This window comes from Kitasatospora purpeofusca (assembly GCF_036010405.1).
Classification (GTDB): Bacteria; Actinomycetota; Actinomycetes; order Streptomycetales; family Streptomycetaceae; genus Kitasatospora; species Kitasatospora purpeofusca.
Genome location: NZ_CP108561.1, coordinates 7649766 through 7671592, shown reverse-complemented (window position 1 = coordinate 7671592; position 21827 = coordinate 7649766). Strand labels below are relative to the sequence as shown.

The following is a 21827-nucleotide window of genomic DNA, read 5'->3' as shown; positions in this document are numbered from 1 at the left end:
GCCAGGCGCGGACGGGGTGCGGGGAACACGGGGAGGCGTCAGGGGGCGGGGCGGCCTGGGAGCGGGAGCGTGGGGGCGGACGACGCGGGGGCGGCTCGACCCGGAGGCGGGTCGGCACCGGCGAGTTGACACGGACGAGTTGGCGCGGACAGGGTTGGTACGGACCAAGCGCCGACCAGGGGCAGCGCTCGGCCGCGACCGGGGGCCCCGGCCGCAGGTCTGCGAGACTCTACTACGGCCTGACCACTCGTTCGAGGGTCGAACCCACCCTCTCCTCGGGCCTCCCCTCGCACCCCTCCCCGCACCTCTCCCCGAGCCGGGCCGGATCGTGTCCGGATCGCCGTCGCGATCACCGCTCCCGCACAGTCGTACGACGCCCCCGACGACTCCGCGACACTTTCCGCACACGCCGGTGCCGATCTCGTCGCGTCACGGCCACAACCCTGGGCAGTCGGCGAGCGATCCGATAGTTTCGCTGCACCTGCAGGACTGATCGGGGGGATCGTGCGCGAGTTCACCACCCCCGCCCCGGCCGGACCGCCGGCCGCCGGAGGGCTGGCCGACTCGCTCTACGACACCGCGGAGCGCTCCCCCGCCCTGGTCCAGCTGTCCCGCCGGGCCGACCGCGCCCGGCACGCCGCGACCGGGGACGCGTGGCAGGACATCACCGCCGCCGACTTCCGCGACGAGGTGCTCGCCCTCGCCAAGGGCCTGCTCACCCGGGGCGTGCGCTACGGCGACCGGGTCGCGCTGATGTCCCGCACCCGCTACGAGTGGACCCTGTTCGACTACGCGATCTGGTCGATCGGCGCGATCTCCGTCCCCGTCTACCCCACGGCCGCCCCCGAGCAGGTCCGCTGGATCCTCGCCGAGACCCAGGCGGTGGCCTGCCTGGTCGAGGACGAGGACCACGCGATGACGGTCGGCGCGGTCTGCGACGCGTTACCCGACCTGACCGGCATCTGGCAGCTGGACCGGGACTGCGTCGAGGCGATCGTCGAGGACGGACGCGGGGTGCCCGACTCACTGGTCCACCGGCAGCGGCTCGGCGTCACCACCGACACCGTCGCGACCGTCGTCTACACCTCCGGCACCACCGGGCGCCCCAAGGGATGCCTGATCACCCACGGCGCGCTGGCCGCGGCGGCCGACGCGCTGCTCGACGGCTGGGGCGAGGCACTCCGCGACACCGGCGGGCACCCGCCGTGCACCGTCCTGTTCCTGCCACTGGCGCACGTCTACGGACGGATGGTGCAGATCGCCTCGATCCGCGGCGGCTTCCGGATCGGCCATGTCTCCGAGGTGTCCACGGACGCGCTGCTGCCCGCGCTCGCCGCCCTCCGCCCGACCTTCCTGCTCGTCGTCCCCTACGTCCTGGACAAGGTGTTCCAGCAGACCCGGCGCACCGCCGAGGAGGCCGGCCGCGGCGAACTGCTCGAACAGGCCCGGCAGGTGGCCGTCGACTGGGCGGCCGCCCGGGAACAGCGCGCCTTCGGGCAGGGCCCCGGCCCCGGCACCGCGCTGCGGCTGCGCCACCTGGCCTACGAACGCACCGTCTACCAACGGCTGCGCACCGTGTTCGGCGGCCGGGTACGGGCGTTGATGTGCGGCGGCTCGACCCTGGACCGCGAACTCGGGCTCTTCTTCGCCGGGATCGGCTTCCACCTGTTCGAGGGCTACGGGCTCACCGAGACCTCGGCCGCGGTCACCGGCAACCCGCCCGGACGCTCGAAGATCGGCTCGGTCGGCCGGCCGGTGCCCGGGGCGACGGTGGCCATCGCCGACGACGGCGAGGTGTGGGTCCGCGGCCCCGGCGTCTTCGGCGGCTACCTCAACCATCCGCGCTGCACCGCCGAATCGCTCTTCGAGGGCTGGTTCGGCACCGGCGACCTCGGCAGCCTGGACGAGGACGGCTACCTGACCATCACCGGCCGCAAGAAGGACATCATCGTCACCAGCAGCGGCAAGAACCTCGCGCCCGCCGCGCTGGAGGTCCGGGTGGAGTCGCACCCGCTGGTCTCGCAGTGCCTGGTGGTGGGCGACGACCGGCCGTACGTGGCCGCGCTGATCACCCTCGACCCGGCGGCGCTGGCGCACTGGCTGAAGCGGCGCGGGCGCGGGCAGTCGGACCCGTGGACCGTACTCGCCGACGAGGACCTGCACGCGGAGGTCCAGCGGGCGGTGGCGGCGGCCAACACCGCCGTGTCGCGGGCCGAGTCGATCCGCGCCTTCCGGCTGCTGCCCAGGGAGTTCGGGGTGGATCAGGGGCTGATGACGCCCTCGCTGAAGCTCCGGCGGGCGGCGATCGTCGAGTACTACGCGGCGGACATCGAGGAACTGTACGCCCCCTGACGTCTCGTCTTGTCCTGTTTTACGCAAGTGAATTGGGAGTCCATCGAGTACGACCGGTCCCTTGACGATCGCGGTGGTCCAGTCCATTGTTTTGCTCCGGTCCGAGTGCGGCACGCCGACGCTCCCGCCCCCTCCGGGAGCACCCCCACATCCCGTTGTCCGCGCGTCCGCCCCACGGGCGCGTCCCCCACGCTGGAGTCCCCACGTGTCCATCTCCTCGCGCATGTCCACGCGTCTGTCCGCCCTCGGGTTCGGGCGGCTGCCCTCCCGCCTGCCCTCCCGTCTGCCCGCGCTGGCCGCCTCGGCCGCGCTGCTGGTGGCCGGCCTGGCCGGACCGGCCGTCGCGGCCCCGTCGTCCACCGAGCCGTCGTCCGCGGCCGCGCCCACCGCCGCCGCGCCCGCCGTCAACCTGGCGACCAACCCCGGGTTCGAGATCCCCGCCTCCTCGCTCGCCGACTGGGGCAGTGTGCCCGGCTGGCGCTGTTCCGGCGGGCCCGCCGAGGCCGCCCTCACCACCACCGCCCCGCACTCCGGCACCTCCGCCCTGGCCGTCACCCCGGCCGGCGACGAGTCCACCGGCGAGTGCGTGCAGACCGTCTCGGTCCAGCCCGGCACCACCTACACCGCCTCCGCCTGGGTCCGCGGGAAGTTCGTCTTCCTGGGCGCCACCGGCGGCACCGACCGCCCGACCGCCCCCGCCTGGACCGAGTCCACCAACGGCGGCTGGCAGAAGCTGACCACCCGCTTCACCGCCGCCGCCGGCGCCACCACCGTCAAGCTCTCCGTCCACGGCTGGTACCAGCAGGGCCCGTTCGCGGTCGACGACGTCCGCGTCGACGGCCCCGCGCCCGCCCCGGCGACCGCCGCCGCCTCGGTGCCGACCAGCGACAAGGTGGTCTTCTTCACCGTCGACGACGGCTGGCAGACCACCCCGGAGGCGGAGCAGGTCATCGCCGCCAACAAGCTGCCGATCACCGCCTTCCCGCTGCCGATGGCCGCCGCCAACAACCCCGACTACTTCCGGCGGGTGACCGCCGCGCCCGGCTCCTCGATCCAGAACCACAGCGTCTCCCACACCGACCTCACCACCCTCTCGCCCGCCGCGCAGCAGGTGGAGATCTGCGACGCCCGCGACTCGCTGACCCGCCTCTTCGGCACCGCGCCGACCGTGTTCCGCCCGCCGTACTTCGCCTGGAACGCCGACACCCTCCAGGCCGCCGCCAACTGCGGCATGCGCACCGTGCTCACCGCCGACGCGGACTTCAGCTGGGGCGCCTCCAACGTCTGGCACGAAGGGACCCTGTCGCCCGGCGATGTCGTCCTGATGCACTGGACCGACACCCTGGCCGACGACCTCCGCCGCGCCCTGGCCGCCGCCGAGGCCGCCGGTCTCAAGCCCGCCGGCCTGGCCTCCTACCTGCGCTGACACCGCCGACGCCCAGCCGCACCGCGCACCGCCGACCCCGCACCGGGGCCGGCGGTGCGTCGTTTCCCGGGCGCGTCGACGCGTTGACAGCGGCGCCGCACGGGTGCTGGGATGGGCCGTGTGCAGCGTGGCGCCGGCCAAAGAGATGTGGGCCGGCCGGCAGCCGGGCCGGCACTCGACACCGAGGGACGACGCGTGATGAGAACGATCTCCGCTCCCCTTTCCTGAGCTCCTCCTCGGAGCGCTTCTTCGCGGCCGCGTTCGGACCCCTCGCGGGACGGCGCCGCCGCTTCCCCAGAAAGAGCCGCACAGTCGTATGCCCATGTCTTCCCTGTCGTTCAATCAAGCTGTCGTCGAGGAGTTCCGCGCCCGGGGCGGGAGGGTCGGCGGACCCTTCGAGGGCGGGGACCTGTTGCTGCTGACCACCGTCGGCGAACGGTCCGGGCGGGAGCACACCGTCCCGCTCGGATTCGTCCGGACGGAGGGGCTGCTGCTGGTCGTCGCCTCGGCGGCCGGGGCGCCCGAGCACCCGCAGTGGTACCGCAATCTGCTCGCCCGCCCGCTGGTGCGGGTCGAACTCGGCACGGAGGTCTTCGACGCGACCGCCGTCCCCGCCGAGGGCGACCGGCGCGAGCGGCTGTTCGAGGCCGTCGTCCGGTCGGCCCCCGGCTACGGGGACTACCAGCGGCACACAGCGCGGCTGCTGCCCGTGGTCGTCCTGGAGCACCCCGGGGCCGGGGCCGGCGTTGGGGCCGGGGCCGACGCTCCGGCGGCGCGCGAGGTGGCGAGCCTCGCGGACAAACTGCTGGAAGTGCACGATTGGCTGCGCGCCCAACTGCGGCAGCTGCGGGCCGAGACCGAGGCGCACCTCGCCGGAGGCGCCGGGCGCGCTCCGACGCTCGGACTGCAGATCCGCCAGCACTGCCTGGCGTTCTGCCAGGGCCTGACCGTGCACCACACCGGCGAGGACCGGGGCGTCTTCCCCGCGCTGGCCCGCAGCCACCCGGAACTGCGGGGCGTGCTGGAACAGCTGGCCGAGGAGCACCGCACGGTGGCGCGGCTGAAGGACGAGCTGGTCGCGCTGGTGTCCGGCCTCGACTCCGCCGAGCCGGAGCCGTTCCGGGCCGCGCTGGCGCGGACGGCGGACGAACTGGAGGCCCATCTCGCCCACGAGGAGCGGGAACTGCTGCCCGCCCTGGCCGGGATCCCGTTTCCCCCGCCGGAGCGCTCGGGGCGCTGACGGGACGGGCCCGCCGGTCCTCCCTGGTGGGGGGAACGGCGGGCCCGCCGGGCTGTGCGGTCGGGGACGGGGTCCGGCCTGTGTGTGTGGGTCAGGCCTGCGCGGTGAACACCGGCAGGAAGCCGCCCGAGTGGCCGGCGGCCTTCGGGTGGTAGCTCTCCTCCACCGGCAGGGTGGTGCTGTTCAGCCAGGTGGTGCTGGAGCCGCAGATCTCGTGCTCACGGAAGATCGACCGGACGTCGCCGAAGGCGAATCCGGCGTTGGCGGCGCGCTTGGCGATGACGTCGTCGAGCACGTCGGCGGCGCCGTTGATGGCGGCCCGCTTGGTGTCGCCGATGCCGAAGATGCAGCTGCCGCCGACCTTGTAGAGGTGCGGGTAGCCGAGCACGACGACCCGGGCGTTCGGGGCCTTGGCGTGGATCGCCGAGTAGACCTGGTCGAGCTTGCCGGGCAGCGTGCCGGTGGCGTAGTTCTTCGCGGTCGCGACCGCGTTGAGACAGGCGCTCTCCGAGTCCAGGACGCAGGTCTGCATGGTGCTGGCGAAGCCCGCGTCGTTGCCGCCGACGCTGATGCTGACCAGCGTGGTGGCCGAGTTCAGGGTGGACAGCTGGTTGTTGAGCACGTCTCCGGTTCTGGCGCCGGAGCAGGCGAGGAACGAGAAGGAGGACGGCGCGTGCGCGTTCTTCCACAGGTACGCGTACGCGTTGGTGCTGCGCTTGCAGCTGCCGCTCTCGCTCGTGTAGCTGCCGGCTCCGAGGCCCGAGGCGTAGGAGTCGCCGAGCGCGACGTAGTTGACTCCGGCGGCGTGGGCCGAACCGGCTGTGACGAGGGTGGTCAGGGAGAGGAGCGCCGCGGTGACGGCGACGGACATGGCACGGGCAGGGCGTAGCATGACACCTCCTGGGAGTGACGTGCGTCACACAATTTGATACCAGGCGGTAGCTGACTCTGGAAGTTGTCATGCCAAGGCAATTGACGGTCAGTCTGACAACGGCGCGGTGAACTGCCCCTTCTGGCACGGTAAGTGCGCCAGTGCGCCGGTTTCGGGGCATCGCCCGATCGGAGGACGGAACTCGGCCGGACGTGCGACCGCCGGTGGCGCCGCGCTCGGGCGCGCGGCCCGGCGTGCGGGCGGCCGGGCGACTTTCGGCCCCGGCACCCGGTCAGGCGGTCAGGCGGTCAGGCGGTCAGTCACTCAGTCAGTCGGGCGCCCGGTCAGACGGTCGACGGTTCCCCCGGGGCGGCACCCGGCGCCGTGCCGGGGAACAGCTCGCAGCCCGCCGCCGGCAGCTCCTCGATCGTCTCGTCGGCGGCCGAGGGCACACCCAGCCTCCGGACGGCGGTCGCCACCGCCGCCCGGGCCTGACGCAGGCCGGGCGCACCCCAGCCGAGCAGCTCGACGGCGAGGCCCGGTGCGACCAGCAGCCGCCGGTAGTGCCGCCCCGAGGCCGGGTCCGGCGCGCTCGGACCGACGGCCCGCAGCGCGGCGGCCATCCGGACCCGGGCGCACTCGTGGCCGCCGTTGGCCGAACCGACCCGGTCGTAGAGGTAGCCGAGGTAGTACGCCGTGCCGATCAGTGCCTGCGCCTCCTCGGCCGCCTCCCGGGCCAGCGCCGAGCCGGGGTCGCCGGCGTCCTCCGGCTCCAGCGAGCCCCCGGGCAGCGAGACCACGCCGTCCTTGGGGTTGACCAGGGTCAGCACCCGGCCGTCGGGGGCGAAGAGCCACCCCCAGGACTGCTTCACCGGCAGCCCGGCGGGCACCTGCTCGCCCGGCCGCCACGGCCAGCCCGCCGTGGGACGCCGGCGCACCCGGCCGAGCAGCTCGGCGATCTCCGCGCTGTACTCGATCCGGCTCATGCGTCCCCCCTTTCGGTGTCGGGCTCGCCGGACCGACGGTGCGCGGGGACGGTTCGCGGTGCGCGGTTCGGGGCGGAGCGGCGGGCGCGGCGGCGTGGGGTACCGGCCGTTCCCACTGTTGATCTTCCCCGAAATCTTCCCCGAACAGGCGGTCGATGAACAGTCCCCAGCGCCGCTTGGTGGACAGCCGGGGCCGAACGCCCTGGTCAGCCGCCATCAGGCCAGGGGCCCACCCCCGCCCCCGGTCGGCCGCTCCCCGGGCCGTCCGCCCCCGCCCGACGGCGGCGGCGCCGGCAGCGGGAAGCCCGGCAGCGGGACGACGGCCGGCGGGAAGGGCAGGCCCCGGCCGACGTCGTCGGCGAGCTCGTCCAGCACCTCGCGGACAGTCATCGGCCGCAGCCTCCCGCCCCGCAGGGCCCACCCCCGCACCGTCTGCCCGCCGGGGGCCGCCGGGTCCCCGTGCAGCACCATCGCGCCGGCACCGCCGACGGCGAGGCCCGCCGCCAGGGTCACGCAGAACGCCTCGGCGTCCCGCCCGCCGGGCCCGGGCCGGCCCCGCTCCACCCGGACGTCGGTCGCCGAGGTCAGCTCCTCGCCGTCCTCGGGGCCGTGGCAGCGCAGGGTCAGCAGGTGGATCCCGTCACCCGCCCCCGCGCCCACCGCCAGCTGGACCTCGACGGCGTGCCGCATCACCGCCACCAGCCGCCGCTCCCCCGGCGGCCCCTCGCCCGCCGCCGTCAGCAGGACCGCCATCGCGACGGAGATCCGGACCCGCGCCCGGTGGTCGTCGGCCAGCTCCGGCAGCAGCACCGCCAGCCGCTGCCCCGCGTAGACGAACGGCTCCCCGGCCAGCTCCGGATCGGCCGCGTACGCGACCCGGGCCGCCGCGTCCCCCGGTGCGAAGCCGAGCTCCTCGCAGTACTCCGCGTAGTCCGCCGGGTCGAGCACCCGGAGGTGGACCTCCAGCCCGTGCCCGCGCAGCGCGCGCAGCTGGACCGCCACCCGCCGCAGGTAGGAGCGGAAGGTCAGCCCGCCGAACAGCCCGTGCCGCGCCAGGTCCGCGAAGTCGGCGGCGCCCACGGCCAGCGCGAGCGCCACCGGCTGCGGCGGCGGCGCCCCGCGCGGACGCCCCCGGCGCCGCTCCAGCACCCCGGGACCGGCGGGCCCGCCGGAACCGCCGACCCGGGGCCCGCTCACCCCGCCGCCCGGCGGCCGCCCGTCGGGGACCCTCCCGCCCGGCCCGGTCGACCCGGGGCGACGCCGCTCCGCCCCGGGACCCCGCAGCCGCACCACGGGCGCGCGCCACCGCCCCCGGCAGCCGCCCGCACCCGGACGCCCGGCCCGGCCCCGCCTCCGGCGCCGCTCCCGCCCCTGCTCCTGCTCCCGCCCCTTCTCCCGCTCCTGCTTCCCGCCCCGCTCCTGCATCCGCTCGCGCACGGCCGTCTCCCTCCGTCGTCGGTACTCCCGCACCGGCCCCACGAGCCCCTCGGCTCCCGGTGAACGCGACCGTACACACCGTCACTGACAATCGACCCGGAGTGACGTCCCGGAGGCTGCGCGGACCGCCCGGGAGGACCGGTGACACCCGTTCCGGACCGGGTTGTCGGTGGCGCCCGTTATGGTCGGGAACCATGCGACTGCTGCATACCTCCGACTGGCATCTCGGGCGCTCGTTCCACCGGGAGAGCCTGCACGACGCCCAGCGCGCCTTCCTGGACCACCTCGTGGCGGTGGTCAGGGACGAGCGCGTCGACGCCGTGCTCGTCGCCGGTGACGTGTACGACCGCGCGCTGCCGGGCCTGGAGGCGGTGGCGCTGTTCGACGACGTGCTGCACCGGCTGGCCGACCTCGGCGTGCCGACGGTGTTCATCAGCGGCAACCACGACTCGGCCCGCCGACTCGGCGTCGGCGCGGGTCTCATCGGCCGGGCCGGCGTCCACCTGAGGACGGACCCGGGCGAGTGCGCCGAGCCCGTGCTGCTGGCCGACGCGCACGGTCCGGTCGCCGTCTACGGGCTGCCCTACCTGGAGCCCACCCTGGTCCGGGAGCGCTTCGGGCTGGCCCGCGGCGGGCACGCCGCCGTACTCGGCGCGGCGATGGACCAGGTCAGGGCCGACCTCGCGGCCCGCCCGGCCGGCACCCGCGCGGTCGTCCTGGCACACGCCTTCGTCACCGGCGGCCAGCCCAGCGACAGCGAGCGCGACATCGCGGTGGGCGGGGTCGCGGCCGTACCCGCCTCGGTATTCGACGGCGTGCACTACGCCGCGCTCGGCCATCTGCACGGCTGCCAGACCCTGGCCCCGCACCTGCGCTACAGCGGCTCCCCGCTCGCCTACTCCTTCTCCGAGCACGAGCAGCGCAAGAGCATGTGGCTGGTCGACCTCGCGGCGGACGGCGCGGTCACCGCCGAGCGGGTGCCCTGCCCGGCCCCCCGGCGGCTGGCCCGACTGCGCGGCCGGCTCGACGAGCTGCTCACCGACGAGCGCCACACCGCCGACGAGGAGGCCTGGGTGCAGGTCACCCTCACCGACCCGAGCCGCCCCACCGAGCCGATGGAGCGGCTGCGCCGCCGCTTCCCGCACACCCTCCAGCTGCTGTTCGACCCGGAGGAGAGCACCGCCGCCGCCTCCCCCTCCTACGCGGCCCGGGTCAGCGGACGGACGGACCTGGAGATCGCCGAGGGCTTCCTGCGGCACGTCCGCCCCGGCGCCGACCCCGACCCGGACGAGCTGGGCTGGCTGCGCGAGGGTTTCGAGCGCGTCCGGGAGACCACCGACCGGAAGGCGGAGCAGCCCCGATGAGACTCCACCGGCTGACCGTGACCGCCTTCGGCCCCTTCGCCGGCGCCGAGACGGTCGACTTCGACGCGCTGGCCGCCGGCGGCCTGTTCCTGCTGCGCGGCGCCACCGGAGCGGGCAAGAGCAGCGTGCTGGACGCGGTCTGCTACGCCCTCTACGGCGAGGTGCCCGGCACCCGCCGGGCCAACCGGCTGCGCAGCGACCACGCCGAGCCCGACCGGCTGACCGAGGTCCGGCTGGAGCTGACGCTCGGCGGCCGGCGGCTGGAGATCGTCCGGATCCCCGAGCAGCCCCGGCCGAAGAAGGTCGGCACGGGCATGACCGTCGAGCGGGCCCAGACCCTGCTGCGCGAGTGGTCGGCGGACGGCGCGGGCACCGGCGCGGACGGGCCCGGCTGGCGGGCGGTGAGCAAGTCGCACCAGGAGGCCGGCGAGGAGATCCACCGGCTGATCGGGATGAGCCGGGACCAGTTCTGCCAGGTGGTGCTGCTGCCGCAGGGGGACTTCGCGCGCTTCCTGCGGGCCGACTCGGAGGAGCGCGGCAAGCTGCTGCGCCGACTGTTCGACACCGAGCGGTTCCAGTCCGTCGAGGCCTGGCTCGCGGAGCAGCGCCGGGCCCACGAGACCGCCGTCCAGACCGGGCGCCGCCGGCTGCGGGACTTGGCCAGCAAGGCCGAGCAGGCGGCCGGGCCGGGCGCCGAGCCCGCCGAGGGCCCGGTGGCGGCCGAGGACGAGGCGGCGCCGAGCGCGACGGCGGACGCCGGGCTGACCACGGGGGTGCTGGGCTGGGCGGCGGTGCTGCGCGGTGGCGCGGCCGAGCGACTGACCGTCGCGGAGGCCGCGCTGGCCGGCGCGGAGGAGGCGCACCGGGCGGCGCAGCGGGCCCGGGAGGCCGCCGAGCAGCGGGCCGACCGGCAGGAGCGGCACCGGCAGGCGGTGCGGGAGGCGGCCCGGCTGGCCGAGGACGAGCCCGCCCGCGCGGCGGACCGGCGGCGGCTGACGGCGGCGCAGGCGGCGGTCGGCGTCGAGTCCGTGCTGCACCTGCGGGAGCGTGCGGCGGCCGCCTACCGGCAGGCCCGGGAGGAGGAGCACCGGCACCGGGCGGTGCTCGCCGAGGTCGCGACCGGGCGGACCGGCCGTGAGCTCCTCGGCGGCGGCGACCGACCCGGCAGCGGCGACGGCGGCGACAGCGGTGAGCGCGGCGACGGACCGGTCGGCACCGGCCGGGCGCTGGCGCACGCCGAGGCCGAGGAGCTGGCCGCGGCCGAACGGCGGCTGCGCGAGGAGATCGTCCGGCTGGAGGCGGCCGGGGCGGACGAGCGGCAGTGCGCCGAGCTGGCCCGCGCCCGGACGTCGCTGACCTCGGACCTGCGGCGCGCCGAGGACCTCGCCGAGGAGGCGGGCGAGTGGCTGGCCGATTTCGACGCCCGGCACACCGCCCTGAAGGAGGAGGAGTCCGCCGCCCGGGAGGCCGCCGCACTGGTCGAGCGGCTGGACGCCAAGCGCGCGGACCTGACCCTCCGGCTGTCCGCCGCCCGGGCCCGGGACGCGCTGGACGGCGAGGTCGGCCGGGCCGGGCCGCGCGCCCTCGCCCTGCGCGCGGAGGCGCTGGACGCACGCCAGTACGGCCTGGACCTCCGTGAGCGCAGGCTCGCCGGGATGGCCGCCGAGCTGGCCTCGGGGCTGAGCACCGGCGAGCCCTGCCGGGTCTGCGGCTCGGCCGAGCACCCGGCCCCGGCGCGCCCGGTCGGCGAGCCGGTCCGGGCCGAGGACGAGGAGCGGGCCCGGCGGGCCCAGACGGCCGCCGAGCAGGCCGCCGACGCGGCCGAGCAGGAGCTCGCCGGGCTCCGGGTGCGCCGGGCGGCGGCCGCCGGCGCGGCCGGCGAGGAGGCCGCCGACGCCCTGGCCGGGATGCTCGGCGGGCTGGCGACGGAGCATCGGGAAGCGGTCCGGGTCGCGGAGCGGCTCGGTGCGGTCGGCCGGGCGGTCGAGCGGCTCACCGAGGAGCAGTCCGCCCGCCGCACGGCGCTCTCCGACGCCCGGGAGCGGAGCGCCGAGCTCGCCGCCCAGGCCCGCGCGCTGCACGCCGAGCAGGACAAGCTGACCGCCCGGGTGGCGGCGGCCCGGGGCGACGCGCCGTCGGTGGCGGCCCGGGCGGCCGCGCTCGACCGCCTCGCCTCGGCGGTGGCCGCGCTGGCCGGCGCCGCCCGGGCCGCCACCGAGGCGGCGCACCAGCTCAAGCAGGCGGACGACGAGCTGGCCGGGGCCGCGGTGGCGGCCGGGTTCGCGAGCGCCCAGGACGCCGTCGCCGTCCTGCTGCCGCAGGCCGAGCGGGACGCCTTGGAGCAGCGGATCGACCGGCACCGGGCCGGGCTCGCCGCGGTGGAGCGGCGGCTCGCCGAACCCGAACTGGTCGCGGCCGCCGCCCTGCCGCCGGCCGACCTGCCGGGCACCCGGAGCGGGCTCGGCGCCGCCACCGACCGGTTGCGGTCGGCGCACGCGGCGCGGGACGCGGCCCGCCTGCGGTGCGAGTCCCTCGCCGCCATCGGGCGGCAGCTGGCCGAGCTGGCCCGCTCGCTGGCCCCGGAGCTGGCCAGGTACGCGCGGATCAGCCGGCTGGCCGCGCTCGCGGCGGGCACCTCGACCGACAACCGTCTCCGGATGCGCCTGGAGTCGTACGTCCTGGCGGCACGGCTGGAGCAGGTGGCGGCCGCGGCGAGCGACCGGCTGGTCCGGATGTCCGGCGGCCGGTACACGCTGGTCCACAGCGACGACCGGGGCGGCGGCAACAAGCGCTCGGGGCTGGCGCTGCGGGTGGTGGACGCCTGGACGGGCACCGAGCGCGACACCGCGACGCTCTCCGGCGGCGAGAGCTTCTTCGCCTCGCTCGCCCTGGCCCTCGGTCTGGCGGACGTGGTCACCGACGAGGCCGGGGGCATGCCGTTGGACACCCTGTTCATCGACGAAGGATTCGGCAGCCTCGACGAGCACACCCTGGAGGAGGTGATGGACGTCCTGGACGGGTTGCGCGAGCGGGACCGCGCGGTCGGCATCGTCAGTCACGTGGCCGATCTGCGCAGCCGGATCCCGGCCCAGCTCATGGTCCGCAAGGGCCGGCACGGCTCCACCCTGGCGCCGGCGGGTCGGGAGGACGCGTGACGCCGAAGAGCGCCTGACCAGGGAGAGCGCCTGACCCGGGCGCCGTCGGACCGGGGCGGTCCCTGTGGCCGACCGGGCCGCCCGCTCAGCCGGAGCAGGCGATCCGCTGGGCCTGCTGCCAGGCGCAGACCGGGCAGAGGGTGCTGCCCGGGTGGTCGGCGGGCAGTTCGGTCGGCTCGCCGCACAGCACGCAGTCCGCGCGCGGGCCGGTGGAGCCGGGGTCGGGCAGCAGGGCCGCCTCCGCGCCGCTCGGGGCGAGCTCGCAGACCTGCTCCGCCGCCGGGCTGCTCACGATGCCCGGGGTGATCGGGCTGTCCGGGCTGTCCTGGGTTCCGAGGGCGACCGCATCCTGCCTGGCTGTTTCGCTCATGCCGCCTCTCTACTCCCCGGACCGGGCGGGGCGCAAGGCGGTCCCGGGCGAGGCCGGGCCGGAGGCCGTCGATACGGTGGCCGCATGCCCGACTCTCCCGGTCACGAGGTGCCCCGCGCCGTTCCCTCCGTCCCCTCGCCGGTCCCGTCGGTCCCCTCCGCCCGGGCCGGATCCGCCCTGGAGCGGAGGCTGAACGCCGCCCGGGCCACCGAACCCGACTACCGCGAGGTGGGCGCCACCGCGGACGGCCGGCTGCCGGAGGGCTACAAGCATCTGCGGCGGCGGGTGCATCTCGGGCACGGCCCCGAGGTCATGGCGCGGGCCGGCCGCTTCGTCCTCGGCTGGGGCTGCCAGCTCGGCACCGGCTTCGCCGTGTTCCCGTACGCGCCCGCCGAGCCCGGGGCGACCGTGCTCCTGCGGCTCCGCCTGCCCGGCAGCCGCTGGCCCCGGCTGGTGATCCCGTGCCGGGTGGTGTGGACGGTGGACGAGCCGGACCGGATCGGCTTCGCCTACGGGACGCTGCCGGGGCACCCTGAGTGCGGCGAGGAAGCGTTCCTGGTGTCGATGGACGCGGCGGGCGAGGTGTGGTTCGAGGTCGTCGCCTTCGCCCGGCTCACCGCCTGGTACGCACGGCTCGGCCGCCCGGTCGCCGTGCTCTGCCAGTACCTGGCGATCGAGCGGTACCTCGCGTCCGTGCTCCGGGCCGCCGCCGACCCCGACCCCGACCCCGGATCCGACCCCGACCCCAGGACACCGCGGCCGGACGGCGCACCGCCGCCCGGTGCGCCCGCTGCCTGAACCGCCGTCCGCTCGGAGCCGCACGAGCCCGGCGGCGGTCGGCCGGAATCCGCACTGACCGTAGAAGGACTCAGGTGCGGCTCGTGGTCGACGTGCAGCCACTCGGCACCGCGTGCCTTCGCCTCCTCGGCAGCCGCCCGCACCAGCCGTACCCCGAGCCCCCGCCGACGCCCGTCCGGATGCACGGTCGTGTCCAGGACGAAGACGTGCGCGCCGCCGTCACCGACGACGTTGACGAAACCGACCAGCCGGCTCCCCCGACGTGCCGCGATCCACGTCGGACTGCGGGCCGGCATCGGCGCGAAGACTGTCGCCCGGCCCCGGCGGGGTCGACGCCTCCGGGGCCGCCTCCAGGGCCACCTCCGGGGCCGGGGCCGGGCGGCGGCTCAGCCCAGGAAGGAGAGCCGGAGTGTGCGGTGCGGGTTGTCGCCGTTGGTGTCGACCAGCACCACCGACTGCCAGATGCCCAGGGCGAGTTGTCCGTCGATCACCGGCAGGGTGGCGTGCGGGGCCACCAGGGCGGGGACGACGTGGTCGCGGCCGTGGCCGGGGCTGCCGTGCCGGTGACGCCAGCGGTCGTCGGCCGGCAGGAGGTCGCGCAGGGTGGCGAGGAAGTCCTCGTCGCTGCCGGAACCGGTCTCCAGGACGGCGATCCCGGCCGTGGCGTGCGGGACGAAGACATTGAGCAGGCCGTCCCGTCCGACGGCGTGTTCGTCGAGGAACCGGACACAGCGGTCGGTGATGTCGAGCGCGACCTCCTGGCTTCCGGTGGTGATGTCGAAGGTCTCGGTCCGGAAGGACGAGGAGGTGGAGGTGGGAGTGGAGTGGGACGTGGTTCGGGAGTGGGTGTGGTCCGCCATGGCGCCATCCTGTCCCACGGCCGGGGGTGGACCGGCAAGCCTCGCCGACTCCCGGCGCCGGAGGGGTCGGTCGTCATAGGCTGAGAGGTTCAGACCAAAGATGACATTCGAGGACCGGCACGGACCGCAAATGATCGGCCGGGCCCGCGTCGATCCTCGTCGACCCGCACCGACCCGACCGCCCCGATCCGACCCGAGGAGCGGGAACGCCGAAGACCCGACGGTCGTCAGGATCCGTCGGGCCGGTGCCGAAAAAACGTGTGCGCAGGAGGCGGGGCAGTGCGGGAGACCCGGGGATCGGGGCCCCGCACGGCCGGTCCGGACTCGACCGGACCGGTCGGCTCAGCCTCGGCTGCCGAAGAGCCCCCGCCGCAGTCGGCGCAGCGGCGCCAGCAGCTTGACCCGCGTGTGGCGGCGCGGCGGCGCGGTCGGGGCGCCGACGCCACGCGGCGTCAGCTCCCTTATCAACCCGAGCGCCTCGGCGGTGTCCACCGCCGGGAGCGCGGGCGCGCCGAGCACAGCCAGGTGCCGCTCGATCCGGCGGCCGGTCGCGCCGACGCCGCACTGGATCGCGGGCACCCGAGGCCGGGGCCGCACTTGCATGTGTTCCATCAGTTTTCCCACCCCTACGAGGCGCCAGGGCCGTGAGGCGAAGACTATCCGTGACAGACGGCCTTCGCGCAACCGTCCTGGTGTTCTGCAACCGTACCGTGCTGCGTCAACTGACACCGCACCAGGGCCCACCCGACCGATCACGACTGAGCATCAATGATGGTGCACGACCGGCGCCACGTCACCGGTTCGTCGGGTCGCACACCCGGCGCCCGCCGTGACGGTGTACGCCCGGCGCACGGGGTCACCACCCCTTCACCCGCCGTGGCCACCCTGCGGCCACCGCACCGCCTTCTCGCCATCACCCCCGGGACGACCCCGGTCCACCGGCGACAAGGTACGACTATCCGTTTAGGAAGTGAACACAGCCGGGGGATTGACGCCGGAGTCGGCTCCAAGCAATATCTCTATCGACCATGCGGGCGCGAGCATGACCGCCCCCCGTGTTCGACTGATGAAGACTCCGGCTCCCCCGTGCCTACTGCCAGGCCGCCTCGACGCTGCGGTGGCCAGGTTCGGGCGGCGCTCGGACCGGCGGGCCGGCCGTAGAGGGTCGACCGGGCCGCCACCAGGCTGCCGGTGCCACCCCGCACGGGGTCCGGCACCGGCGGCTCCGGCTCCGCGCCCCTCGGCCGTGACCGCCCCGAGCCGTGACCACCCCGAGCCGCGTAAGCCCCGGGGTCGCACACCCCGCACACCGCGCACACCCCGCCCACCAGCGCCGCCGCACCCGTCCTCCGCCCTCCGCAGCCGCGCTCGGTAGACTCGGCCAGCGTGCCAGTCCTCCTCAGCATCGTGCTCCCCGTCCACGGGGTGGAGCGCTTCCTGCCCCGCTGCCTCGACTCCCTCCTGGCGGACACCCCGCCCTCCGAGTCCCGCTTCGAGGTGATCGCGGTCGACGACCGCTCCCCCGACCGCAGCGGCGCGATCCTGGACGAGTACGCGGCCCGCGATCCGCGTCTGCGCGTCCTCCACCTCGCGGAGAACCAGGGCCTCGGCGGCGCCCGCACCGCCGCCCTCCCCGAGGTGCGCGGCGGGTACGTCTGGTTCGTCGACAGCGACGACTGGGTGCCGGAGGGCACGGTGACCGCCATCCTGGACGAGCTCACCGGCGAGCTGGAGCGCGAGCGGCGCGGCGAGGCGCCCGCCGACGTCCTGCTGACCGACTTCGTCCACGTCTACCCCGACGGCGGGACCGAGCCCAACCCGTGGCGGCACGTGCTGACCGGGTCCCCGCTGGTCGCGGGGGCCACGCTGGCCGAGCACCCGGCCGTCTTCAGAACGGTGATGTCGGTCTGGAACAAGGTGTTCCGCCGGGAGTTCCTGCTCGGGCTCGGCGTCTCCTTCGGCCGCGGCTTCTACGAGGACATCTCCGTCACCTACCCCGCGCTGCTCGCCGCCGAGCGGCTGCGCTACCTCGACCGCCCCTGCTACTTCTACCGGCGCGGCCGGGCCGGGGCGATCACCAGCACCGCCTCCGCCAAGCACGCCGACGCCTTCGCCCAGTACGACGCGATCTTCGCCTTCCTGGACCGGTCCGATCGGCCCGAGAGCTCCGACCAGCCCGACCAGCCCGACCAGCCCGACCAGCCCGACCGGCCCGGCCGCCCCGTCCCCGCGACACTGCGGACCCTGGTCTTCGAGCGGACCGTGCAGCAGGCGCTCACCGTCTACGACACCCCCGGACTGGTCCCGGTCGGGCTGCGGCCGGAGTTCTTCCGGCGGATCGCCGAGCACTTCACCCGGCACCGCCCGGCGGGCTACCGCTTCCCCGGGGGCGTGCGCGGCGTGCAGTACCGGCTCGCGGCCCGGGGCTCCCGGCGCGCGTACGCGGAACTGCGCCGGACCGGCCGACTGCCGCGCGAACTCAAGCGCGGGGCGCGGGCGGTGGCACCGGCCCTGAAGAAGGGGGTGCGCAGCAGCGCCCGGTTCACCGCGTACAACACCTTCCGCCGGATGCCGCTGAACCCGAACCTGGCGGTGTACGCCGCGTACTGGCACCGGGGGTACGCGTGCAGCCCGGCCGCGATCTACGAGAAGGCGAAGGAGCTCGCGCCGGGGATCCACGGGGTCTGGGTGGTGGAGAACCGCGCCCAGGCGGCGACGCTGCCGGACGGTGTGCCGTACGTGATCGTCAACACCCCGGCGTACCTGAGGACGATGGCCACCGCCAAGTACTTCGTGAACAATGTCAACTTCCCCCGGACCATGGTGAAGCGGCCCGGCACGGTGCACGTCCAGACCCAGCACGGCACGCCGCTGAAGGCGATGGGCATGGACCTCAGGGACCACCCGGTGGCCGCCGACGGGATGGACTTCGACCGGCTCCAGGAGGCGATCGACCGCTGGGACTTCCTGGTCTCCTCCAACCCGCACACCAGCGAGCACTTCGCCCGTGCCTTCCCGGGCCGCTACGAGATGCTGGACACCGGGTACCCGCGCAACGACCGGCTGGCCGACGCGACGCCGGCCGCGACGGCGGCGATGCGCGAGCGGTTCGGGCTGGCGCCGGGGCGCACCGCCGTGCTGTACGCGCCCACCCACCGGGAGGCGCGCGGCGGTTATGTGCCGCTGCTGGACGTCCGGGAGCTGGCCCGGCGGCTGGGGCCGGAGTTCACGCTGCTGGTCCGCACCCACTACTTCCACACCGGCGGCCCGGGCGACCTGACGGCGGACGGGGGCGCGGCGGAGATCCTGGACGTGTCGGCGCACCCGACGGTGGAGGACCTCTACCTGGCGGCCGACGTCCTGGTGACGGACTACTCGTCGATGATGTTCGACTACGCCGTGCTGGACCGGCCGATCGTGGTCTTCGCGCCGGACTGGGAGGAGTACAAGCGCGACCGGGGCGTCTACTTCGACCTGTTCGAGCAGCCGCCGGGAGCGCTGACGACGGATCCGGAGGGGCTGGCGGCGGCACTGCTGGCCGGTGACCCGGAGCCGGCGGCGCGGGCGGACTTCCGCAAGCGGTTCTGCCCCTGGGACGACGGCGGGGCGGCGGAGCGCGTGGTCCGCCGGGTGTTCCCGACCGCAGGCTGAGGGCACGACGGCAACAAGCACAGGCACGACCGGCCGGCAGGCCAGCAGGCAGGCACGACCGGCACGACCGGCACAGCAGGCAGCGACAACGCGAGGACGGGGCCCCGGAAAGCGATCCGGGACCCCGTCCGGGCCGGTCGGCCCCTGCTTCGTCAGCCCTGGCGCGCGGCCAGGAACTCGTCGAAGGTCAGCTCGCCGTCGTGGTTGGTGTCCATCCCCTTGATGATGGCCTCGGCCACGGCGACCGAGGTGGTGAGGTCGCCGAGCTCACGCGCGACGAGGGCGTACTCGACGGCGGTGATCCGGCCGTTGCCGTTCCGGTCGAACTTGTCGAACGCCGCGCGGATGTCGTCGACGTCTGCCATGGGGGCCTCCTGGGACCGAATCAACTGCTGATGTGCATTTCCGACGGCGGTACCCTACCCGCCCGTGGTGAGCGCCACTGCGGGCGGGAGTGGACGGGCTCGGGGGTGGGTGTCGTAGTCTGCGGGTCTGAATCCCGGCCCGGCCGGGGAAACGAACGCCGCTCGTCGTACCCCAGGCCCGGGCACCTCCCGGGCATGCTCGTCCAGGGAGGGACCATGCTCGATCTCGTCACCAGGCTGGTGCTGAAACCGCTCGCCCGGGGGATCTGGCGGCCCACCATCGAGGGTATGGAGAACGTGCCGCGCAAGGGCGGCGTCATCCTCGCCAGCAACCACCTCTCCTTCATCGACAGCGTGGTCATCCCGCTCACCGCGCCGCGCCGGGTGCACTTCCTGGCCAAGGCCGAGTACTTCACCGGCAAGGGCCTCAAGGGCGCGCTCTCCCGGGGCTTCTTCCAGGGCATCGGCGCGGTGCCGGTCGAGCGCGGCACCTACCGGTCCGCCCAGGCCTCGCTGGAGTCGGCGCTGGAGATCCTGGAGGACGGCAAGGCGTTCGGCATCTACCCCGAGGGCACCCGTTCGCTGGACGGCCGGCTCTACCGCGGCAAGACCGGCGTGGCCTGGCTGGCGCTGACCGCCGGTGTCCCGGTGGTGCCGGTGGCGCTGGAGGGGCCGGAGCAGATCCTCCCGATCGGCAAGCGGCTGCCGCGCCTCAAGAAGGTGACGGTCCGTTTCGGGGAGCCGCTGCACTTCGACGAGTTGCACGGCCAGGCGCGTTCGCTCAAGGCCCGCCGCCAGGTCACGGACGAGGTGATGGCGGCGATCCAGCAGCTCTCCGGCCAGGAGCTCGTGGGGTCTTACAACGAGGTCCCCAAGGCCGCCTGAGCCCGGCGGCCCCACCCCTCCTGCCCCGTCCTGGCGACCCCACCCCACCGGCCCCGCTCCCTGCCCACAACCCCGACCGGCCCCCGCCCCCGACCGGCCCCCGCCCCCGGCTCAGGGAGCGACGGCCGCGACCGGGGCCTCCCGGCGGAGCAGCGCCGCGTACCGGCCGTCCGCCGCCAGCAGCTCTTCGTGGGTGCCGAGTTCGGCGACCTCGCCGCGCTCCAGGACGGCGATCTGGTCGGCCCCGCGCACGGTGGAGAGCCGGTGCGCGATGGTGATGGTGGTGCGGCCCTCCGCGAGGGTGTCGATGGCCTCCTGGACGGCGCGTTCGGTGCTGTTGTCCAGCGCGCTGGTGGCCTCGTCGAGGATCAGCACGGGCGGGTTGCGCAGGATGGTGCGGGCGAGCGCGAGGCGCTGCTTCTCGCCTCCCGAGAAGCGGTAGCCGCGCTCGCCGACCAGGGTGTCGTAGCCGTCCGGCAGCGCGGCGACGGTGTCGTGGATGCGCGCGGCCCGGGCCGCGGCGACGAGTTCCTCGTCGGTGGCGTCCGGCTTGGCGAAGCGCAGGTTGTCGCCGACCGAGGCGTGGAAGAGGTAGGTCTCCTGGGAGACCACGCCCACCGCGCGGGACAGGGTCTCGAAGGACAGCTCGCGGACGTCGACGCCGTCGATGGTGACCCGGCCGCCGGTGACGTCGTAGAGCCGGGGCACCAGGTAGCTGAGCGTGGTCTTGCCGGAGCCGGTCTCGCCGACCACCGCGAGCGAGCCGCCCGCCGGGATCCACAGCCCGACCCCGCCGAGGGTGGGCCGCTCCTGCTCCGGGTCGTAGCGGAAGTCGACGCCCTCGAAGCGGACCTCGCCGCGGATCTCGCCGAGGGTGACGGGGTGCTCGGGCTCGTCGATCTCCACGGTCAGGTCGAGATACTCGAAGATCCGCTGGAACAGCGCGAGCGAGGTCTGCACGGCGACGCCGGTGGCCAGCAGGCTGATGGTCGGGCGGAACAGCCCCTGCTGGAGCGAGACGAAGGCGACCAGAGTGCCGACCGAGACGATCGGCGCGCCGCCGGCGGCGGTCATGCCGGCCGCCCAGTAGATCACCGCGGGCATCGCGGCCATCACGATCTGGATGGTGTTCATCCGCCAGCGGCCGGCCATCGAGGCGCGGACCTCCAGGTCGGCCAGCCGGTCGGACTGGCCGGTGAACTCGCGGGCGAGCGAGTCGGTGCGGCCCATGGTGCGGCCGAGCAGGATGCCGCTGACCGACAGCGACTCCTGGACCGCCGAGCTCATCGCGGCGAGCTGCTTCTGCCGCTCCCCGGTGATCTTCTTGCGCTCGTTGCCGACCCGGCGGCTGATCCAGACGAACACCGGCAGGAGCACCAGCGACACGACGGTGAGCCGCCAGTCCAGCGCCACCATGGCGACCACCGAGGCGACCACGGCGGTGAAGTTGGAGACCAGCGAGGTGGCGGTGGAGGTCACCGTGGACTGCATGCCGCCGATGTCGTTGGCGATCCGGGACTGCACCTCACCGGTGCGGGTGCGGGTGAAGAAGGCCAGCGACATCCGCTGGAGGTGGCCGTAGACGGCGGTGCGCAGGTCGTGCATGACCCGCTGGCCGACGGTGGTGGAGATCAGGGTCTGGAGCACGCCGAAGACGCTGTTGACCACGGCGGTGGCGACCATGCCGAGCACCAGGACGGTCAGCAGGCCGGTGCGGCCCTGCGGGATCGCGGTGTCCAGCACGGCGCGGAGCAGGAACGGTGTGGTCACCGAGACCACGGCGGAGGCGGCCACCAGCAGGCCGACGACGGCGAGGCGGCCCCGGTAGGGGCGGAACAGCGCGAGTATGCGCCGCCACTGGGTGGGCGGGCGCGGATCGTTCTCGGTGTGGGCGGGCGGGGTCCACTGGATGCCTTCGGGGCGCACGGTGGGGCAGCCTCCCTCGGAAGGCCGCGGGGGCGCGGCGCCCGGGGGCGCACGCCGGCGGCGGGTGGGCGGTCGGGCGACCGCCAGCATAACGAGAGAGGCTCATAGTTAGCAAAGCTAATAGTGAGATGGCCTCCGCTG

Annotated in this window: 16 protein-coding genes and 1 pseudogene; 8 read left to right on the top strand and 9 right to left on the bottom strand. The window is 74.9% G+C overall.

Going from position 1 to position 21827, the window contains the following annotated elements; genetic code table 11:
• Positions 1–504: 504 nt before the first annotated feature.
• The 3 genes from OG715_RS33550 to OG715_RS33540 all read left to right on the top strand — a co-directional run bounded on the left by OG715_RS33550 (position 505) and on the right by OG715_RS33540 (position 5018).
• Entirely contained in the window at positions 505–2352 is a 1848-nt protein-coding gene (locus tag OG715_RS33550; protein ID WP_266273523.1) for an AMP-dependent synthetase/ligase, read from the top strand.
• 223 nt (positions 2353–2575) lie between these two features.
• A complete protein-coding gene (locus OG715_RS33545) occupies positions 2576–3778 on the top strand; it encodes a polysaccharide deacetylase family protein (protein WP_266273524.1) in 1203 nt (400 codons plus the stop codon).
• A 316-nt stretch (positions 3779–4094) separates the two neighbouring features.
• Entirely contained in the window at positions 4095–5018 is a 924-nt protein-coding gene (locus OG715_RS33540; protein WP_266273526.1) for a nitroreductase/quinone reductase family protein, read from the top strand.
• Between the two features lie 91 nt (positions 5019–5109).
• On the opposite strand, the gene OG715_RS33535 is transcribed toward OG715_RS33540, so the two are convergent.
• The 3 genes from OG715_RS33535 to OG715_RS33525 all read right to left on the bottom strand — a co-directional run bounded on the left by OG715_RS33535 (position 5110) and on the right by OG715_RS33525 (position 8312).
• On the bottom strand, positions 5110–5910 hold the full coding sequence (locus tag OG715_RS33535; RefSeq protein WP_266273527.1) for an SGNH/GDSL hydrolase family protein: 801 nt from the start codon (positions 5908–5910) through the stop codon (positions 5110–5112).
• Between the two features lie 323 nt (positions 5911–6233).
• Positions 6234–6875 (bottom strand): hypothetical protein, encoded by a 642-nt coding sequence (locus OG715_RS33530; RefSeq protein ID WP_266273528.1) that lies wholly within the window; start codon positions 6873–6875, stop codon positions 6234–6236.
• 216 nt (positions 6876–7091) lie between these two features.
• Complete coding sequence (locus OG715_RS33525) at positions 7092–8312, bottom strand: hypothetical protein (RefSeq protein ID WP_266273529.1); 1221 nt, start codon at positions 8310–8312, stop codon at positions 7092–7094.
• Positions 8313–8506: 194 nt separating this feature from the next.
• Here OG715_RS33525 and OG715_RS33520 point away from each other — a divergent pair, with 194 nt between their 5' ends.
• Both OG715_RS33520 and OG715_RS33515 read left to right on the top strand, forming a co-directional pair.
• The gene (locus OG715_RS33520; RefSeq protein WP_266273530.1) at positions 8507–9676 is read left to right on the top strand and encodes an exonuclease SbcCD subunit D; all 1170 of its coding nucleotides are present in this window, start codon (positions 8507–8509) and stop codon (positions 9674–9676) included.
• Complete coding sequence (locus OG715_RS33515) at positions 9673–12831, top strand: AAA family ATPase (RefSeq protein ID WP_266273531.1); 3159 nt, start codon at positions 9673–9675, stop codon at positions 12829–12831. Before OG715_RS33520 ends, OG715_RS33515 begins: the two co-directional genes overlap by 4 nt.
• Positions 12832–12916: 85 nt before the next feature.
• On the opposite strand, the gene OG715_RS33510 is transcribed toward OG715_RS33515, so the two are convergent.
• A complete protein-coding gene (locus OG715_RS33510; protein WP_266274760.1) occupies positions 12917–13201 on the bottom strand; it encodes a hypothetical protein in 285 nt (94 codons plus the stop codon).
• An 84-nt stretch (positions 13202–13285) separates the two neighbouring features.
• Here OG715_RS33510 and OG715_RS33505 point away from each other — a divergent pair, with 84 nt between their 5' ends.
• Entirely contained in the window at positions 13286–13999 is a 714-nt protein-coding gene (locus tag OG715_RS33505) for a DUF1990 family protein (RefSeq protein WP_266273533.1), read from the top strand.
• A 146-nt stretch (positions 14000–14145) separates the two neighbouring features.
• On the opposite strand, the pseudogene OG715_RS33500 reads toward OG715_RS33505, so the two are convergent.
• The 3 genes and pseudogenes from OG715_RS33500 to OG715_RS33490 form a co-directional block, all read right to left on the bottom strand.
• Positions 14146–14298 (bottom strand): annotated as a pseudogene (locus OG715_RS33500) (GNAT family N-acetyltransferase); the annotation flags it as partial.
• Between the two features lie 87 nt (positions 14299–14385).
• Positions 14386–14859 carry a YjbQ family protein gene (locus OG715_RS33495; RefSeq protein WP_266273534.1) on the bottom strand — a complete coding sequence of 158 codons (474 nt, stop codon included), beginning with the start codon at positions 14857–14859 and terminating at the stop codon, positions 14386–14388.
• Between the two features lie 342 nt (positions 14860–15201).
• The gene (locus tag OG715_RS33490; protein ID WP_266273535.1) at positions 15202–15471 is read right to left on the bottom strand and encodes a hypothetical protein; all 270 of its coding nucleotides are present in this window, start codon (positions 15469–15471) and stop codon (positions 15202–15204) included.
• Positions 15472–16245: 774 nt separating this feature from the next.
• Between OG715_RS33490 and OG715_RS33485 the strand changes: the two genes are divergently transcribed.
• On the top strand, positions 16246–18510 hold the full coding sequence (locus tag OG715_RS33485) for a bifunctional glycosyltransferase/CDP-glycerol:glycerophosphate glycerophosphotransferase (protein WP_266273536.1): 2265 nt from the start codon (positions 16246–16248) through the stop codon (positions 18508–18510).
• Positions 18511–18662: 152 nt separating this feature from the next.
• Here OG715_RS33485 and OG715_RS33480 read toward each other — a convergent pair whose 3' ends face one another.
• Positions 18663–18875 carry an EF-hand domain-containing protein gene (locus OG715_RS33480; protein ID WP_266273537.1) on the bottom strand — a complete coding sequence of 71 codons (213 nt, stop codon included), beginning with the start codon at positions 18873–18875 and terminating at the stop codon, positions 18663–18665.
• A 216-nt stretch (positions 18876–19091) separates the two neighbouring features.
• Here OG715_RS33480 and OG715_RS33475 point away from each other — a divergent pair, with 216 nt between their 5' ends.
• Positions 19092–19760 (top strand): lysophospholipid acyltransferase family protein, encoded by a 669-nt coding sequence (locus tag OG715_RS33475; protein WP_266273538.1) that lies wholly within the window; start codon positions 19092–19094, stop codon positions 19758–19760.
• 111 nt (positions 19761–19871) lie between these two features.
• Here OG715_RS33475 and OG715_RS33470 read toward each other — a convergent pair whose 3' ends face one another.
• Positions 19872–21686 (bottom strand): ABC transporter ATP-binding protein, encoded by a 1815-nt coding sequence (locus OG715_RS33470; protein ID WP_266273539.1) that lies wholly within the window; start codon positions 21684–21686, stop codon positions 19872–19874.
• Positions 21687–21827 lie beyond the last annotated feature (141 nt).

What these genes read in the sequence shown, in the direction of transcription:
- OG715_RS33545 (WP_266273524.1), top strand. Translation starts at nt 2,576, where the DNA reads ATGTCCACGCGTCTGTCCGCCCTCGGGTTCGGGCGGCTGCCCTCCCGC.
- OG715_RS33540 (WP_266273526.1), top strand. Translation starts at nt 4,095, where the DNA reads ATGCCCATGTCTTCCCTGTCGTTCAATCAAGCTGTCGTCGAGGAGTTC.
- OG715_RS33535 (WP_266273527.1), bottom strand. Translation starts at nt 5,910, where the DNA reads ATGCTACGCCCTGCCCGTGCCATGTCCGTCGCCGTCACCGCGGCGCTC.
- OG715_RS33530 (WP_266273528.1), bottom strand. Translation starts at nt 6,875, where the DNA reads ATGAGCCGGATCGAGTACAGCGCGGAGATCGCCGAGCTGCTCGGCCGG.
- OG715_RS33520 (WP_266273530.1), top strand. Translation starts at nt 8,507, where the DNA reads ATGCGACTGCTGCATACCTCCGACTGGCATCTCGGGCGCTCGTTCCAC.
- OG715_RS33515 (WP_266273531.1), top strand. Translation starts at nt 9,673, where the DNA reads ATGAGACTCCACCGGCTGACCGTGACCGCCTTCGGCCCCTTCGCCGGC.
- OG715_RS33510 (WP_266274760.1), bottom strand. Translation starts at nt 13,201, where the DNA reads ATGAGCGAAACAGCCAGGCAGGATGCGGTCGCCCTCGGAACCCAGGAC.
- OG715_RS33505 (WP_266273533.1), top strand. Translation starts at nt 13,286, where the DNA reads ATGCCCGACTCTCCCGGTCACGAGGTGCCCCGCGCCGTTCCCTCCGTC.
- OG715_RS33495 (WP_266273534.1), bottom strand. Translation starts at nt 14,859, where the DNA reads ATGGCGGACCACACCCACTCCCGAACCACGTCCCACTCCACTCCCACC.
- OG715_RS33490 (WP_266273535.1), bottom strand. Translation starts at nt 15,471, where the DNA reads ATGGAACACATGCAAGTGCGGCCCCGGCCTCGGGTGCCCGCGATCCAG.
- OG715_RS33480 (WP_266273537.1), bottom strand. Translation starts at nt 18,875, where the DNA reads ATGGCAGACGTCGACGACATCCGCGCGGCGTTCGACAAGTTCGACCGG.
- OG715_RS33475 (WP_266273538.1), top strand. Translation starts at nt 19,092, where the DNA reads ATGCTCGATCTCGTCACCAGGCTGGTGCTGAAACCGCTCGCCCGGGGG.